Below are 15,250 nucleotides of genomic sequence, written 5' to 3'. Positions count from 1 at the left end.
ATTGCGAAGAGCCCCCCGGGTCTCGGCTTTGGCGAGCCCGAGGGCAGGCTCCGCGACCAAGCAATCCAGACTTCCTTCCAGGCGATGGATTGCTTCGCTCGCAATGACGGGCCAGATCCCGATCAAGCCGCGCGCACCGCCTCCAGGAAATTGCCGACCTCGCGCTTGAGGCGGTTGGAATCGCCGGACAGGGATTTCGCCGACGACAGCACCTGCGCCGACGCGGCCCCGGTGTCCTGCGCGCCCTTCTGCACGTAGCCGATATTATCCGACACCTGCTGGGTACCGTGCGCAGCCTGCTGCACATTGCGCGAGATCTCCTGGGTCGCGGCGCCCTGCTCCTCGACGGCCGAGGCGATCGTGGAGGCGATCTCCGACAGCTTCTCGATGGTTTCGCTGATCTCCCTGATGGCGCCGACCGATTCCTGGGTGGCCGATTGCACGCCGGAAATCTGCTGGCTGATCTCGTCAGTCGCTTTCGCCGTCTGCTCGGCCAACGCCTTCACCTCGGAGGCGACCACCGCGAAGCCGCGACCGGCATCGCCGGCGCGCGCTGCTTCAATCGTCGCATTGAGCGCCAGCAGGTTGGTCTGCCCCGCGATCGAATTGATCAGTTCGACGACGTCGCTGATCCGGGCCGCAGCCTCTGACAACTGCCCCACCCGGCTGTTGGTCCGGCGAACCTGCTCGACCGCCTCGCCCGCGATCCTGGCCGAAGTCTGCACCTGGCGGCTGATCTCGTTCACCGAGGACGAGAGCTCTTCCGCCGCCGAGGCGACCGACTGGACATTCGCCGAGGCTTCCTCGGAGGCTGATGCCACTGCGGTCGCCAGCGTCTGCGACCGATCCGCCGTCGTGGTCAGCGTGTCGGCGGACATTTCGAGACCGCTCGCCGCGGCCGAGACCGTGTTCACGATCTCGGCGATCGCGGCCTCGAAGCCGCGGGTGATACCATCGAGCCGGCGCGCGCGCTCGATCTGCACCTGGGCGTCGCGGGCGGCGGCCTCGTCAGCGGCTTTCTTGGCGATCAACGCTTCCTTGAAGATGGTCAGAGCGCGCGCCATCGCGCCGATCTCGTCCTTGCGGCCCTCATTGGGAATGTCGGCATTGAGCTCGCCGTCGGCCAGGCGGAGCGTCACCGCGGTCAGTCCCACCAGGGGCCGGATCACCTGACGGACGACGGCGATCACGACAACGCCGAGGGCAACGGCAACGAAGATTAGTGCGGCAAGCGCGCCGAGCAGCCGCATCCGCGACTGCTCGATCGCCGCGTCGTTCGCCTGATGGGCATATCTGAGCGCGGCGTCGCGCAGCACGAGCACATTGTTGAGCATCGGCGTGCTCCAGGACCGGTAGGTCTCCTCCGTCACCGGACTCGGCCGGCCATCGCGCGCAGCCGCCGCGATCTCCTGATAACGACGCTCGCCCTCGGTCATGAGGTTTGAGCGCACCTGGTTCAGAGCCGCGGTGAGGTCCGAGGCATTGCCCATGTTGCGGACGGCCTGTTCGATCTGCTGCCAGATCAGCGCGACCTGGCCGGTCTGCTCGGTAACCTCGACCACCCGGGCGGGCGTCAAGGGCTGGTTGCGGACATGCAGCCCGAGCGCCGCCGACCGCGTACCGTTGACCGTGCGCATGGTCTGCGCGAGCTGGGCCAGCTCGACCGAGGGCAGCACGTTCTCGATATCGCTGCCGGTCGAGGACAGGCTGACCAGGGTCTCGTTGGTCGCGGCGGTCAACTGATCGACGCCGCGCGCCAGACCGTCGATCGTGGTCGCGAAGCTGTTGGCAGGTCGTTGATCGTTCGGCAGCAGCGCCGCCTGACGGCCGGCGGTGCGCGTCTGCTGCAGCACCCGCTGCGCGCTCTCGATGGTCTGGGTGGGTAGTCCGGCGGCCTCGATCGCGGCCTTCGCGGCGCTCACCGCGGCATCGGTCGCTTTGATGCTCTTGTCGAGCGCAGCCAGCTCATCGGCGGGGACCGGGGCCGGCTTGCTGAGTGGGCTCCAGGCGCCGCGCTCGACCGGGACCTGGCTTGCCGCCTTCATCAACTGCTCGAAGGCATCGAGCGACCTTGCTGCCGTCTCCCGCTTGCGCAGATCCGAGTACCCGCTCCACGCCAGCGCGACGGCGAAGACCAGCGCCAACAGGCCGGTGGTCAGATCTTCCATCGCAGGCTCATGCCGCTGCTTTCGGCCTGCACGGGCATATTCTGATCGGACTTCACAATTTCGGACATTCGTTATCCCAGCTACGAGCAGGCAGACCGGCCTGCGACGGCCTCTCCCGCGTCTGGCGCGCGCCGCAGCGCTCCCGCCGGAGCAGCCGCATAGGCGCGCAGAACAGCGCGTTGCAGCGAAAATGGACGAGGAAGTCCCACCATTCCCTTAAGCGGATGGGCCACATCTTCCGGTCTGCAGCGAAGAACGGTACTCCAATGGCGAAAAGCGATCCGCGAGCGCGCAGCTCCGCACTATTGCTGGCGAGGCAACTACTCGACCACGCCGGACGTCCACTCCGCCGGCTCATGCAGGATCACGCCGGACAGCGGATCGAATTCGCCGATCCAGGGCTTGCGCGCCAGCGCGGCCCTGGTGTGCGCATAGCCTGCCTCCCAGCGCATCCGGATGCCGCTCGGACTGAAATCGATGTCCTTGGTGTGGCTCTCCCGATCGAGCTGCGGCGCCAGCAGGCGAACGACATGCATCCGGGTCTGGCATCCATAGCTGGCGAGCTCGCGGACGGCCGGGTCGTTGCGCTCGCTCTCAGGCAGTCGCGCAGCAAGCTGGTTGATGATGTGGCGGAGCCGATGCGTCTGCTGTTGGCGGACGATGTGGGTCGCCACCCGGCTGGAATATTGCACATCCTTATGCCGGCTCAGCACCTCTGCCATCGTCGTCGGTTCCGCACCGAGCGGATTCCAGAGATGCACGGCGAAGATCAACGCATCCTTGCGCGGATTGTCGTCGAATACGACTTCGGTCGGCGTGTTGGAGAGGATGCCGCCGTCCCAATAGAGTTCGCCGTCGATGCGCACCGCCGGAAAGCCGGCGGCAGCGCGCCGGAGGCCAGGATGTGCCTGATGTCGATGACACCATCGCGGCTATCGAAATAGCGCATCTGACTGGTGCGGACATGCGCCGCGCCGACGGTGAGCCGCGGCCGTCCCGCGTTGAGCAGATCAAAATCGACCAGCTCGCGCAGAGTCTGCCGCAGCGGCGCCGTCGAATAATAGCCCGCTTGTTCCGCGCCGAGCGGATAGGCATCGCCGGCCTGCGCCATGGGATTCGGCCGGAAAAAGCCGGGAACACCATGGGTGATCGTCGCCCAGTAGGAGAGCCTTTCGCCCAGCTCCGGAAAGTCGGTGCTCAACTTCCAAAATGGATCCTGCTCCATTCGCTGCCAGAACTCGCGTAACCGAGATAGCCGGGCCTGCACCGGGTTGCCGGCAATCAGGCTGGCAGTGATCGCACCGATCGAGGTGCCGATGACCCAGTCCGGCTCGACCCCGGCCTCGTGAAGCGCCTGATAGACGCCGGCCTGATAGGCACCCAGCGCGCCGCCGCCCTGCAGCTCGAGCACGACCTGCCCGGGCAGCACGCCATGATCGGTCGTGCCGCCGCTCTGTTCAACTTGAGTCATGTCCTGATCCCGCACGGAGTGCCCGTCCAAGAGTTCGTTGGCCGGAGCGTTTCGTTACCAGGCGACCTGGCCTAACGCTCAGGTCAGGCCCGCCTCAGGCGACCTCCGCGATGAGCTTCTTGGCCGCTTGCGCCAGCAGACCGGACCGTGTGAAGCCGTGAGCCTCGGCGTATGTGTCGATCTGCTGCAAGACATCTTCGGGCAACGTGACATTGACCCGAACCACTTTCGGCTGATCGCTCTTGACCGAAACAAGAATGGCGACTGCGGAGCGGTTATCCGGATCGGCCATCACCTGCTCCAAGGTCGAAGGCTCCGGGATGGCTTCGCCGTCTTCGACCAGTCCCTCGATATGCAGAGCAAGAGCCTTCTCCGCCATATCGCGCGCCTCATCGAGGGTCGTCCCGGCCGTGACTACACCCGGCAAATCGGGAAACGAGACGCCGAAATCACTGTCGGCATCCTTATGGATGAGACCAATGTAGTGACGCATCGTCGATTACCTTAACTTGAGCCCCGACTGCTTCTCGATGCTCTTCAATGTTCCGAGCGGAATGTCCCGCTTGGGATGGGGAACGGTCACACGTCCCGACTTTGTGGCGTGTTGAACTGCACGTGGCTGCCCTTCTGGGCCACCTCGAACCATCCATCCCGATGCAGTGCCGCGATGACGCTCGCGCTGTTCACAGTGTGTATTTATACACACTGAAGGGAGATCGTCAATCTGGCGCCCGGATAGGCTTCAGGAGCGGCGTGGCTGCTCCTGCAGCGCCGCCGACGGCTCATCATCGTCGGCGATGGCGCGCCAGGCGGCGCCTTCGAGGTCGTCGTACTGGCCGCTCTTGAGCGACCACAGGAAGGCGAGCAGTCCGGCGAGGCCCAGCGCCAGCGCCAGCGGCACGAGGATGATCATGACTTCCATTGTGCCTACTCCTTCGTCACCGAGCGGGCGCGCAGCGCGTTCAGCATCACCAGGATCGAGGAGCCGGACATTGCGGCGGCCGCGATCAGGGGCGTCACCATGCCGCTGATCGCGAGCGGCACGGCCAGCATATTGTAGCCGACGGCGAGCCAGAGATTCTGCCGCATCAGATGCAGCGCCTTGCGGGCATAGTCGATGGCCGACAGCACTGGCGCCAGCGGCCGTCCCAGGAACACCAGATCGGCGGTGGCCTGGCTCAGATGCGCGGCCGAGATTGGCGACATCGAGACATGGGCCGCGGCGAGCGAGGGGGCATCGTTCATGCCGTCGCCGACCATCATCACCCTGATGCCGCTGCGCTTCAGGGCCTCGATCCGCGCGATCTTGTCAGCGGGCGTGACGTTGGCATGCCATTCGCCGATCCCGAGCGCTGCCGCGGCCGCCTGCACCGCCGCCTCGCGATCGCCGGAGAGGATCTCGGCTGCGATGCCGCGCCGCTTCAGCGCCGCGATGATCTTGGCCGCATCCGGGCGCAAGCCCTGCCGCACCGAGAGCAGGAATGTCTCGTCGCCCCGGCTGAAGGCCACGAGGGAGGCTTCGGGATCGAGGCTCGCATTCTGCGCAGCCAAAGCTTCGGCGCCGCAGAAGGAAGGACGGCCGAGCCTGAGCTCGACGCCGTCGACGATGGCGCGGACGCCCTGCCCCGCCTCCTCGATGGCGCCTATCAGCGGCGACGTCGCGTTCGCCGCCTGCGCGACAGCGGCAGCCACCGGATGATGGCTCGACAATGCCAGCCGGCCGGCGAGCGCGAACATCTCCGCCGGGATATCGGCGGCGCCAAACACTTCGAGCTCCGGCAGGGTCAAGGTGCCGGTCTTGTCGAAGATGACGTGATCCGCTTCGGCAAGGCGCTCGATCGCGTCGCCGGCATTGAGCAGCACGCCGGCTTTGAACATCGCGCCTGCGGCGACGGTCTGCACGGTCGGGATCGCAAGGCCGAGCGCGCAAGGACAGGTGATGATCAGCACGGCGATGCCGGTGACGATGGCATCGTGCCAGCTCGCCCCCGCGAGCCACCAGCCCAGCACCGTGAGCGCTGCGGTCGCATGCACCACCGGCGCGTAGAGCCGCGAGGCGCGGTCGGCGAGCCGCCTATAGCGCGAGCGGGCTTGCAGCGCGTTGTCGAGCAGACGCGTAATCTCCGCAAGCAGCGTGCCTTCGGCCGCAGCCGAGACCTTGACGCGGAGCGCCCCGGAAACGTTGAGCGATCCGGCATAGATTGCGGTGCCCGGCTCGGCCGGCGCGTATAGAGTCTCGCCGGTGATCAGGCTTTGGTCAATCTCCGAGCGGCCGTCGATCACGGTGCCGTCGACCGCGCAGCGCTCGCCGGGGCGCAGCAGCACGATGTCACCGGCGCGGATCGCCGCCACCGGCACTTCCGAAATCTCGTCGGTGCCGACGAACTTGGTCGCGGTCTCGGCCTTCAGTGCGGCGAGATTGCCGGCCACCGCCCGGGTGCGCCTGCGCATGTTCTGATCGAGATAGCGGCCAACCAGGAGGAAGGTCAGCAGCATGATCGCGGCGTCGAAATAAGCGTGCTCGGCGTGGTGGAAGGTTTCGACCACGGACATGCCGAGCGCCAGGATCACGCCGATGCAGATCGGCACGTCCATGTTGACATTGCCTGAGCGCAACGCATGCCAGGCCGAACGAAAGAACGGCTGGCCGGCATAGGCCGCCGCCGGCAGCGCGATGACGGCCGAGAGCCAATGGAAGAAGTCGCGCTGCTCCGGCAGCATGTCGCTGACATTGCCCGACCAGACCGGGATCGACAGCATCATCACGTTCATGGTGGCAAAGGCCGCGACGCCCAGGCAGCGCAGCAGAAAGCGCGACTCTGCGACCTCGGCCGCCTCCGCGCTCGCCGTCTCGAACGGATAGGCCTTGTAGCCGAGTTCGGAGAGCCGATCGATAAAGCGCGCCGGATCGAGCGAGCCCTGTTTCCACTCCAGCGCCACGCGGCGGTCGGTGAGATTCACGCGCGCCAGGGTGACGTCGGGAATCGCGGACAACCCGCGCTCGATCTTGGCCATACAGCCGGCGCAGCTCACGCCCTCGACCGCGAGATCGATGTGGCTCACGCCCGCACCGAGATCCTTCACGTAATGCGAGAAATCACGCGTCACCTGCATGGTCGCACTTCCTTCAGTTCAGCAGCACGCGATTTCTGGACAGGAACATGCGCTGCCCGCGCGCTTCGCCTTCGAGCACGAGGTCCCATTGCCCCGGCGCGACAGCGCTGGTGGTCCCGCGATAGATGCCGCTGCCGGTCTCGGCGAGCGCAACCGCCTGGTCGTCGCGCTTGTCGGCGGGCCGTTCCAGCCGGCCCAGAAAGGTCAGGCCAGAAAGCGGCTTGCCCTGGCCGTCGCGTGCGCTCACCTGCAGAACCGCGGCGCCGCCCTCGCCGCGCTCGATATGCGCATTGACCTGCCAGTGACGAGCATTCTGGTCGCGCGCCGCGACGATCTCCTTCGCGTAGCCGAGGCTCGCGCTATAGGCGCTGTCGACCTCGGTGCCCGGCAAGGTCGAGATCGCGAGCCTCATCATGACGACGTTGACGCCGATCACGGTGCCGAAGAACGCGATCAGCATCGCGAGCACCATGCCTCCGGTCAGCTTCTTCGAATGAGTATGGCTGGGCACGATCGGCTCCTGCTCAGGACATCAAGGACTGACGAAATTGTCGGTGGTGGAGGCGACCACGCCGAGCCCGATATCGGTGACATGGAATGTCACCGGCACCGACTTCTCCTGGTTGCTCGCTGCCGGCGCGGTGACCAGGAGGCGCAGTTCCTCGGTCTGGTCGCGGCCGATCACGATCATCGGGCGGTCCGGGGTGACGGAATCGGCCCCGACCACATGAACGGTGGCGTTGGCCGGGCCCTCGATGTCGATCGCGATGAGGCGGCCGAAGCCGTGCTTGTTGAGCACGCGCATCGTGTAGGCGTTACGGATCGAGCCGTCGGACAGCTTGACGGCGATCGGATTGCGGTCGTGCAGCACGTTGACATCGAGCAGCGAACGGGTCGCCAGCGTATAGATCATGAAGCCGCCGACCACGGCGATGATCGCCGCGTAAGCAACGGTGCGGGCCCGGACCAGCCGATAGATTGGCGGCTTGCCCTCCTGACGGCGATGGATATTGATGTCGTTGTCGTAGCCGATCAGGCGTGTCGGCCGACCGATCTTGGTCATGACGGCATCGCAGGCGTCGATGCACAGGCCGCACTGGATGCAATCCAGCTGCGCACCGTCGCGGATGTCGATGCCGGTCGGGCACACCGCGACGCATTGCCGGCAGTCGACGCAGTCGCCGGCCACTTGGCCGAGCGCGCGCAGTTCGGCCGCTTTCTTCACCGATGTCCGCTGCTCACCGCGATCGTAGCGATAGGTGACGTTGAGCGCCCATTCATCGGTCAGCGCCGCCTGGATGCGCGGCCACGGGCACATGTAGACGCAGACCTGCTCGCGCATGTGACCTGCAAGGAGGTAGGTCGACGCGGTCAGCATCGCGATCCAGACGTAGGCCACCACGGGCGCATGGAAGGTGGCGAGATCCTTCACCAGGGTCGGCGCGTCGCTGAAATAGAGTACCCAGGCGCCGCCGGTCCACCAGGCGATCATCAGCCAGATCGTGTGCTTGAGCCCGATCTCGGTGATGCGCCTGGCCGTCAGTCTGCTGCCCGACGCGTCCCTTCGCATGCGCTCGCGGCGATCGCCCTCGACCAGCCGCTCCACAGCGTAGAACAGATCGGTCCAGACCGTCTGCGGGCAGAGATAGCCGCACCAGATGCGGCCGCCGATCGCGTTCATCAGGAACAGTGCGACAGCGGCGATGATCAGAAGGCCGGTGAAGTAATAGACCTCCTGCGGCCACAGCTCGATGAAGAAGAAGTAGAACCGCCGATTCGGAAAGTCGATCAGCACGGCCTGGTCTGGCGCGTCGAGACCGCGATTCCAGCGCAGGAAGGGCAGGAAATAATAGATGCCGAGGCAGACAGCCATCAGCCCCCATTTGATGCGGCGGAATGTGCCGGAGATGCTTTGCGGATAGACCTTCTTGCGGGCCACGTAGAGCGGACCGCAATCGTCACCCGTCTCCAGATGGCTTTCCGGTTTCAGGTCTTGCGGCTTTACCGTCTGGTTCATGGCTGGGGACTCATCTCGCGTTTGCGGCCGAAGGTAAGCTCACCTCCGGCCGCTCGATTGATCCAGCTCAAACAGAAAGAAGGTTCCGTCTGACTTGCCTCACTTTCCGCCACCGAGCGAGTGGACGTACACAGCCATCGCCTTGATGGTCACCGGATCGAGCCGTCCCTCCCAGGCCGGCATCACGCCGGCGCGGCCATTGGTGATGGTCTCGATCAGGGTCGCTTCGTCTGAGCCATACAGCCAGATCTGGTCGGTCAGGTTGGGCGCGCCGAGATCCGGATTGCCCTTGGAGTTGCCGCCATGACAGGCCACGCAATTCTCCGCAAAGATCTTGGCGCCGGCTTTGGCGTCGTAACCCTGCCGCGTCGACAGTCCCGACAGCGACCGTACATAGTTCGCCACGGCGACGATCTCATCCCGCTTCAGGACGCCGTCCTTGCCGAAGGCCAGCATCTGGCCCTCATGCGCCTTGGCATGGCCGGACCGTGCGCCGTAGCGGATGGTCTGCTCGATCTGCTCGAGCGTGCCGCCCCACAGCCAGTCGTCGTCATTGAGATTGGGGAATCCCTTCGCTCCGGTCGCGCCGGTGCCGTGACAGGCGGCGCAATTGTCGCCGAACACCGTCTTGCCGCGCGCCCGCGCCAGTGCCAACAGCGCCGGATCCTTCTCGATATCGGCGAGCGAGGCGGTCGCGAGCGCCGCCATCTTGTCGCCGCGCATCTTCTCCAGATTGGCGAGTTCGACCCCGACATCGGCGCGCGATGAATAGCCGAATAGGCCTCTGGTGTTGCTCGAGATCAAGGGCCAGGCCGGATAGACCACCCAGTAGCCGACGGCCCAGACGATAGTGAGATAGAAGCAGATCACCCACCAGCGCGGCAGCGGTGTGTTGAGCTCCTTGATGCCGTCCCAGGCATGGCCGGTGGTCGCCGTGCCTGTGACGGTGTCGATGTCGTGATGCTCGGCCATGGTGAATCACTCCTCCCGCAACGGCATGCGTGCAGCCTCGTCGAACGCAGCCTTGTTGCGTGGCCAGACGGCGTAGGTCACGATCGCGATGAAGATCGCGACGAAGACCGGGGTCCAGAGCGTCGTCACCAGTGACGACGCTACGTTCTGAACTGTGATGATCGGGTTCATGATGCTTGCCTTCTGAGGCCTCAGCGGAGGTTGGCTTTTTCGTTGTAGAGCTTGAAATCGACCAGAGTTCCAAGCATCTGCAAATAGGCGATCAGTGCATCCATCTCGGTCGGCGCGCCCGACTTGCCATCGAAGTTGCGCACCACCGCCTTCGGATAGCGCTTGGTGAGCGCCTCCGCGTCCGGGCTGTCCGGATCGACCTGCGCCCTGAGATCCGCGACCGCGCTGGCGATCTGCTCGTCGGTATAGGGAACGCCGACCGCGCGCAGCGTCTTCAGGTGGTCGGCGATGTTGCTGGTGTCGAGCTCGGTCTCCTTGAGGAAGGGATAGCCAGGCATCACCGACTGCGGCACGATCGCGCGTGGATTGGTCAGATGGGTGACATGCCAGTCGTCGGAATATTTGGCACCGACGCGGGCGAGATCAGGCCCGGTGCGCTTCGAGCCCCATTGGAACGGATGGTCGTACATGCTCTCGGCCGCGAGCGAGAAATGGCCGTAGCGCTCGACCTCGTCGCGTAGCGGACGGATCATCTGCGAGTGACAGAGATAGCAGCCCTCGCGGACATAGATGTTGCGACCGGCAAGCTCGAGCGGCGTATAGGGGCGCACGCCGTCGACCGCCTCGATCGTGCTTTTCAGGTAGAACAGCGGCGCGATCTCGACGAGGCCGCCGATCGCGACCACCAGCAGAATGCCGATGACCAGAATGATCGAGTTCTTCTCAAAGATCTGGTGTCGTTGCCAGAAGGACATTGTCGATCGCTCCTATTCCGCCGGCTGCAGCGCGACAGGCGACGGGACTTCCGCCTCGCCGACCCGCACGGTCATCCAGAGATTGTAGGCCATGATCAGCGAGCCGATCAGGAACAGCGCACCGCCCGCGGCACGGATGATGTAGAAGGGATGCATCGCCTCGACGGTCTCGATGAAAGAATATTCGCGGAAGCCGAGCGCGGTGTAGGAGCGCCACATCAGACCCTGCAGGATGCCGGAGACCCACATCGCCGAGATGTAGAGCACGATGCCCAGCGTCGCGGTCCAGAAGTGCCAGTTCACGAGCTTGAGGCTATAGAGGCTGCGGCGATTCCAGGCCCACGGTACCAGGCAATACAGCGCGCCGAAGGAGACGAAGCCGACCCAGCCGAGCGCGCCCGAGTGCACGTGGCCGATGGTCCAGTCGGTGTAGTGGCTGAGCGAGTTGACCACCTTGATCGACATCATCGGACCTTCGAAGGTCGACATGCCGTAGAAGGCGACCGAGACCACCAGCATGCGCAGCACCGGATCGGTCCGCAGCTTGTCCCATGCGCCCGACAGCGTCATCAGTCCGTTGATCATGCCGCCCCAGGAGGGCATCCACAGCATCACCGAGAAGGTCATGCCCAACGTCTGGGTCCAATCCGGCAGCGCGGTATAGTGCAGGTGGTGCGGGCCGGCCCAGATGTAGAGGAAGATCAGCGCCCAGAAGTGGATGATCGAAAGCCGATAGGAGTAGACCGGGCGCTCCGCGCGCTTGGGGATGAAGTAGTACATGATGGCGAGGAAGCCGGCGGTCAGGAAGAAGCCGACCGCGTTGTGGCCATACCACCACTGGAACATCGCGTCCTGCACGCCGCCCCAGGCAACGTAGGACTTCGAGCCGAACACCGATACCGGCAGCGCCGGATTGTTGCCGAGATGCAGCACAGCGATCGTGACGATGAAGGCGAGATAGAACCAGTTCGCCACGAAGATGTGCGGCTCCTTGCGCTTGATGATCGTGCCGAGGAACACCAGCAGATAGGTCACCCAGACGATGGTCAGCAACAGGTCCGAGTACCATTCAGGCTCGGCATATTCCTTCGACTGCGTCACCCCGAGCAGATAGCCCGTGCCGGCGATCAGGATGAAGAAGTTGTAGCCAACGACCACGAACCAGGGCGCGAGGTCGCCGGCCAGACGGGCGCGGCAGGTCCGCTGCACCACGTAGAACGAGGTCGCGATCAGCACATTGCCGCCGAAGGCGAAGATCACCGCCGAGGTGTGCAGCGGCCGCAGCCGGCCAAAGCTGGTCCAGGGCAGATCAAAATTGAGCGCGGGCCAGGCGAGCTGGGAAGCGATCATGAGCCCGACCGTGAAGCCGGCGATGCCCCAGAACATTCCCATGAAGGACGCGAACTTCACCGGACCGAGATTGTAGTTCGGGCGGCCGTTGATCTCCTGCGGCGGCAGCGCCGCAGATCGCTCGAAGTAGCGGTTGAGAATCACGAACACCGCCGCGACGCTGGCGGCGGCCGCAAGCCAGGCATGAAAGGCAAAGGCCGCATCGAGCGCCTTCGCCGCGCCGATGACGCACAGGAACGCGGTGACGGCGAAGGTGAGCGACAGGCCACTTTCGCCGATTGTCATTGATTTCGCTGCTGGGGACGGGCTCATGCGGACTCTCGCTGCAAGGATACGAGCCCAGCAACCACAATCCCGCGCACGGTGAATTGATCGAAATCAAGCTAGGGGCCAGAAAGCCCAGCCTTCCGCATCATGACGGATGGGGCTCCGGCACTCATCCCATTGCGCTGCGGCCATGGGCTGGATGGATGGGTATGGTCTGCTATACACTGCGGGAACTCGACCCGGTCGCGGGCGCGACCATAAGCGGAAGCCGGAACGACTGACTCGTGCGCGGCGTACCTCAACCATTTCCCGATGCCTCGATGCGGCCTGAGGATTCAGGAGCAACAGGTTTCGGAGCCTTGGGCTTCGGAGCCTGGGACCTCGATCTCGCGACGCAGGAGATGTACTGGTCGGAAACGACCCGGAAGCTGTTCGGGGTGGCTGCAGATCAGCCGGTGACCCTCGCGACCTTCTGGTCCCTGCTCGGGCCGGAGGACCGCGCCCGGGTCGAAAGGGGGATCGATCGTGCCCGCGTGCAGGGCACCAGTTTCGACATATCGCTCCAGGTGCCCGGTGGGGCCGCATCGGACAGCCAATGGATTCGCGTCCTGGCCGGCATCGTGCCCGATGAGGCCGGGCAACCGCGGCGTCTGCGCGGCATAGCCCTCGACATCAACCAGGAAAAGCAGCTCGAGCGGGCGCTGCGGACCCGCGAACAGCACTTCCGCTCCATCCTCGACACCGTGCCGGACGCGATGATCGTGATCGACGACAGTGGCGTCATCCAGTTTTTCAGCACCGCCGCAGAACGGCTGTTCGGCTTTACTGAACAGGAGGCGATCGGGCGGAATGTCAGCGAGCTGATGCCCGAGCCGGACCGGTCCCGCCATGACGGGTATCTCGCGCGCTATCACGCGACTCAAGAGCGCCGCATCATCGGCATCGGGCGCATCGTCACCGGTCGCAGGCGCGACGGCACGACCTTCCCCATGCATCTGTCGATCGGCGAAATGCAGTCGGGCGGCAAGCCCTATTTCACCGGCTTTGCCCACGACCTTACTGAACACCAGCAGACCCAGGCGCGCCTGCGTGAGCTGCAGTCCGAGCTCGTCCATGTCTCGCGCCTGACAGCGATGGGCGAGATGGCCTCGGCACTGGCGCACGAACTCAATCAGCCGCTTGCCGCGATCAGCAACTACATGAAGGGTTCGCGCAAGCTGCTCGCCGGCAGCACCGATCCGAACACGCCGAAGATCGAATCTGCATTGGATCGCGCCGCCGAGCAGGCGATCCGCGCCGGCCAGATCATCCGCCGCCTGCGCGATTTCGTCGCGCGCGGCGAATCGGAGAAGCGCGTCGAGAGCCTGTCCAAGCTGATCGAGGAAGCCGGCGCGCTGGGGCTGGCCGGTTCGCGCGAGCAGAACGTGCAGCTCCGCTTCAATCTCGATCCATACGCCGATTTGGTGCTGGCGGACCGCGTGCAGATCCAGCAGGTTCTGGTCAACCTGTTCCGCAATGCGCTGGAGGCGATGGCGCCGTCGCAGCGGCGTGAGCTCGCGGTCACCAACCGCAGGGTCGGCGACGACTTGATCGAAATCGTCGTGTCGGATACCGGGACAGGCTTTCAGGACGACGTCCTGCCGAACCTGTTCAAGACCTTCTTCACCACCAAGCATACCGGAATGGGCGTGGGCCTTTCCATCAGCCGGTCCATCATCGAGGCCCATGGCGGCCGCATGTGGGCGGAAAACAACAGCGCCGGCGGCGCGACCTTCCGCCTGACCCTGCCGGCCGCACCGCAGGACAACCGAGAATTCTGATGGGCCAGAAGGCAAAGGTTTACGTCATCGACGACGACACCGCGATGCGGGATTCGCTTGAATTCCTGCTCGACTCATCCGGCTTCGACGTCACATTGTTCGAATCGGCGCAGGATTTTCTCGATGCGTTGTCCGGCCTTCCCTTCGGCTGCGTCATCTCCGACGTGCGGATGCCGGGCATTGACGGGATCGAGCTGCTCAAGCACATGAAAGCGGCCGATAACCGCTTCCCGATCGTGATCATGACGGGCCATGGCGACGTGCCGCTGGCCGTCGAGGCAATGAAGCTCGGCGCGATCGACTTTCTCGAAAAGCCCTTCGAGGACGAGCGGCTGACGACGATGATCGAAAGCGCGATCCGGCAGGCCGAGCCCGTGGCCAGGAGCGAGGCCGTCACGCAGGAGATCTTGGCACGTGTGGAGAGTCTCAGTCCCCGCGAGCGTCAGGTCATGGATGGCTTGATGGCGGGCCTGTCGAACAAGATGATCGCGCGGGAATACGAGATCAGCCCCCGCACCATCGAGGTTTACCGCGCCAACGTGATGACCAAGATGGGGGCCAACAGCCTCTCGGAGCTGGTGCGCCTCGCCATGCGCGCCGGTGTTCTCAAGGATTGAGCTGAATCAAGTCGGCCCGCCCGATTCGGGGGCAAGGTCGTGAGATGGCTGTCCAGCCCCCATCCATATCGCGCGCTGCGCCCTCCTCGCCAAGGTCCACGATCTACGTCGCAGATGACGACGCCGACGTGCTCGGCTCGCTGCGCTTCCTGCTGGAGACCGACGGCTTCGAGGTGCGCGCCTTCCAGAGCGGCGCCGCTCTGTTGGATGCGCTGGATCAGACGCCGATCGACTGCTTCCTGATCGATTACAGGATGCCCGGAATCAACGGTGTCGAGCTGACGGAGGAGTTGCGCAAGCGCGGCGTGACGGCCCCGGTCATCATGATCAGCGGCCATTATGATGGCAGGCTCGAAGCCAGGGCCGCCGCCGCCGGCGTTCACGATTTCCTGCTCAAGCCCCTGCTCGACGACAATGTAGCGAAGCGCATCCGCAGCGCCATCGCGGAGCATACTGACGGCCCACGTTAGGCCTCCGTATTTCTACTTACGTGGTCCCCCTTAAGCGATCGCGCGAAATATCGGAACC

The 15,250-nt window shown here is 64.7% G+C and carries 13 protein-coding genes and 2 pseudogenes; 3 read left to right on the top strand and 12 right to left on the bottom strand.

The window, feature by feature from the left end; genetic code table 11:
- Positions 1 to 122: 122 nt before the first annotated feature.
- The 12 genes and pseudogenes from P6U24_RS13470 to ccoN all read right to left on the bottom strand — a co-directional run bounded on the left by P6U24_RS13470 (position 123) and on the right by ccoN (position 12,303).
- Positions 123 to 2,168, bottom strand: coding sequence for a methyl-accepting chemotaxis protein (locus tag P6U24_RS13470; protein ID WP_407159580.1), 2,046 nt, complete (start codon positions 2,166 to 2,168; stop codon positions 123 to 125).
- Positions 2,169 to 2,488: 320 nt separating this feature from the next.
- A pseudogene (locus P6U24_RS13465) lies at positions 2,489 to 3,639 on the bottom strand (patatin-like phospholipase family protein).
- Positions 3,640 to 3,733: 94 nt separating this feature from the next.
- Positions 3,734 to 4,132 carry a type II toxin-antitoxin system HicB family antitoxin gene (locus tag P6U24_RS13460; RefSeq protein WP_407159579.1) on the bottom strand — a complete coding sequence of 133 codons (399 nt, stop codon included), beginning with the start codon at positions 4,130 to 4,132 and terminating at the stop codon, positions 3,734 to 3,736.
- 6 nt (positions 4,133 to 4,138) lie between these two features.
- Positions 4,139 to 4,326: pseudogene (locus P6U24_RS13455) on the bottom strand (type II toxin-antitoxin system HicA family toxin).
- A gap of 55 nt (positions 4,327 to 4,381) precedes the next feature.
- On the bottom strand, positions 4,382 to 4,561 hold the full coding sequence (ccoS, locus tag P6U24_RS13450) for a cbb3-type cytochrome oxidase assembly protein CcoS (RefSeq protein WP_407159578.1): 180 nt from the start codon (positions 4,559 to 4,561) through the stop codon (positions 4,382 to 4,384).
- A gap of 5 nt (positions 4,562 to 4,566) precedes the next feature.
- A complete protein-coding gene (locus P6U24_RS13445) occupies positions 4,567 to 6,753 on the bottom strand; it encodes a cation-translocating P-type ATPase (protein ID WP_407159577.1) in 2,187 nt (728 codons plus the stop codon).
- Positions 6,754 to 6,766: 13 nt separating this feature from the next.
- A complete protein-coding gene (locus P6U24_RS13440) occupies positions 6,767 to 7,213 on the bottom strand; it encodes a FixH family protein (RefSeq protein ID WP_407160447.1) in 447 nt (148 codons plus the stop codon).
- A 72-nt stretch (positions 7,214 to 7,285) separates the two neighbouring features.
- On the bottom strand, positions 7,286 to 8,770 hold the full coding sequence (ccoG, locus tag P6U24_RS13435; RefSeq protein ID WP_407159576.1) for a cytochrome c oxidase accessory protein CcoG: 1,485 nt from the start codon (positions 8,768 to 8,770) through the stop codon (positions 7,286 to 7,288).
- Between the two features lie 99 nt (positions 8,771 to 8,869).
- Entirely contained in the window at positions 8,870 to 9,742 is an 873-nt protein-coding gene (gene ccoP, locus P6U24_RS13430; protein ID WP_407159575.1) for a cytochrome-c oxidase, cbb3-type subunit III, read from the bottom strand.
- Between the two features lie 6 nt (positions 9,743 to 9,748).
- Positions 9,749 to 9,913, bottom strand: a complete 165-nt coding sequence (locus P6U24_RS13425) for a cbb3-type cytochrome oxidase subunit 3 (protein WP_407159574.1) — start codon at positions 9,911 to 9,913, stop codon at positions 9,749 to 9,751.
- Positions 9,914 to 9,933: 20 nt separating this feature from the next.
- Complete coding sequence (gene ccoO / locus P6U24_RS13420) at positions 9,934 to 10,668, bottom strand: cytochrome-c oxidase, cbb3-type subunit II (protein ID WP_407159573.1); 735 nt, start codon at positions 10,666 to 10,668, stop codon at positions 9,934 to 9,936.
- Between the two features lie 12 nt (positions 10,669 to 10,680).
- Positions 10,681 to 12,303 carry a cytochrome-c oxidase, cbb3-type subunit I gene (ccoN, locus tag P6U24_RS13415; RefSeq protein WP_407159572.1) on the bottom strand — a complete coding sequence of 541 codons (1,623 nt, stop codon included), beginning with the start codon at positions 12,301 to 12,303 and terminating at the stop codon, positions 10,681 to 10,683.
- A 302-nt stretch (positions 12,304 to 12,605) separates the two neighbouring features.
- Between ccoN and fixL the strand changes: the two genes are divergently transcribed.
- Genes fixL through P6U24_RS13400 form a run of 3 tightly spaced genes read left to right on the top strand, consistent with a single transcriptional unit; the run spans position 12,606 to position 15,192 of the window.
- Complete coding sequence (gene fixL / locus P6U24_RS13410; RefSeq protein ID WP_407159571.1) at positions 12,606 to 14,105, top strand: sensor protein FixL; 1,500 nt, start codon at positions 12,606 to 12,608, stop codon at positions 14,103 to 14,105.
- On the top strand, positions 14,105 to 14,722 hold the full coding sequence (gene fixJ, locus P6U24_RS13405) for a response regulator FixJ (protein ID WP_407159570.1): 618 nt from the start codon (positions 14,105 to 14,107) through the stop codon (positions 14,720 to 14,722). The genes fixL and fixJ overlap by 1 nt, the downstream gene beginning before the upstream one ends.
- Positions 14,723 to 14,766: 44 nt before the next feature.
- Positions 14,767 to 15,192 (top strand): response regulator, encoded by a 426-nt coding sequence (locus P6U24_RS13400; protein WP_407159569.1) that lies wholly within the window; start codon positions 14,767 to 14,769, stop codon positions 15,190 to 15,192.
- The last annotated feature ends 58 nt before the right edge of the window (positions 15,193 to 15,250 follow it).

Origin of the sequence: Bradyrhizobium sp. STM 3557, from assembly GCF_045571465.1 — a bacterium.
Classification (GTDB): Bacteria; Pseudomonadota; Alphaproteobacteria; order Rhizobiales; family Xanthobacteraceae; genus Bradyrhizobium.
This window is presented reverse-complemented; position numbering and strand designations above follow the sequence as displayed.

Bases quoted from the DNA above. Each gene is read 5' to 3' on its own strand.
- P6U24_RS13470 (WP_407159580.1), bottom strand. From the start codon at position 2,168: ATGGAAGATCTGACCACCGGCCTGTTGGCGCTGGTCTTCGCCGTCGCG.
- P6U24_RS13460 (WP_407159579.1), bottom strand. From the start codon at position 4,132: ATGCGTCACTACATTGGTCTCATCCATAAGGATGCCGACAGTGATTTC.
- ccoS (WP_407159578.1), bottom strand. From the start codon at position 4,561: ATGGAAGTCATGATCATCCTCGTGCCGCTGGCGCTGGCGCTGGGCCTC.
- P6U24_RS13445 (WP_407159577.1), bottom strand. From the start codon at position 6,753: ATGCAGGTGACGCGTGATTTCTCGCATTACGTGAAGGATCTCGGTGCG.
- P6U24_RS13440 (WP_407160447.1), bottom strand. From the start codon at position 7,213: ATGCTGATCGCGTTCTTCGGCACCGTGATCGGCGTCAACGTCGTCATG.
- ccoG (WP_407159576.1), bottom strand. From the start codon at position 8,770: ATGAACCAGACGGTAAAGCCGCAAGACCTGAAACCGGAAAGCCATCTG.
- ccoP (WP_407159575.1), bottom strand. From the start codon at position 9,742: ATGGCCGAGCATCACGACATCGACACCGTCACAGGCACGGCGACCACC.
- P6U24_RS13425 (WP_407159574.1), bottom strand. From the start codon at position 9,913: ATGAACCCGATCATCACAGTTCAGAACGTAGCGTCGTCACTGGTGACG.
- ccoO (WP_407159573.1), bottom strand. From the start codon at position 10,668: ATGTCCTTCTGGCAACGACACCAGATCTTTGAGAAGAACTCGATCATT.
- ccoN (WP_407159572.1), bottom strand. From the start codon at position 12,303: ATGACAATCGGCGAAAGTGGCCTGTCGCTCACCTTCGCCGTCACCGCG.
- fixL (WP_407159571.1), top strand. From the start codon at position 12,606: ATGCGGCCTGAGGATTCAGGAGCAACAGGTTTCGGAGCCTTGGGCTTC.
- fixJ (WP_407159570.1), top strand. From the start codon at position 14,105: ATGGGCCAGAAGGCAAAGGTTTACGTCATCGACGACGACACCGCGATG.
- P6U24_RS13400 (WP_407159569.1), top strand. From the start codon at position 14,767: ATGGCTGTCCAGCCCCCATCCATATCGCGCGCTGCGCCCTCCTCGCCA.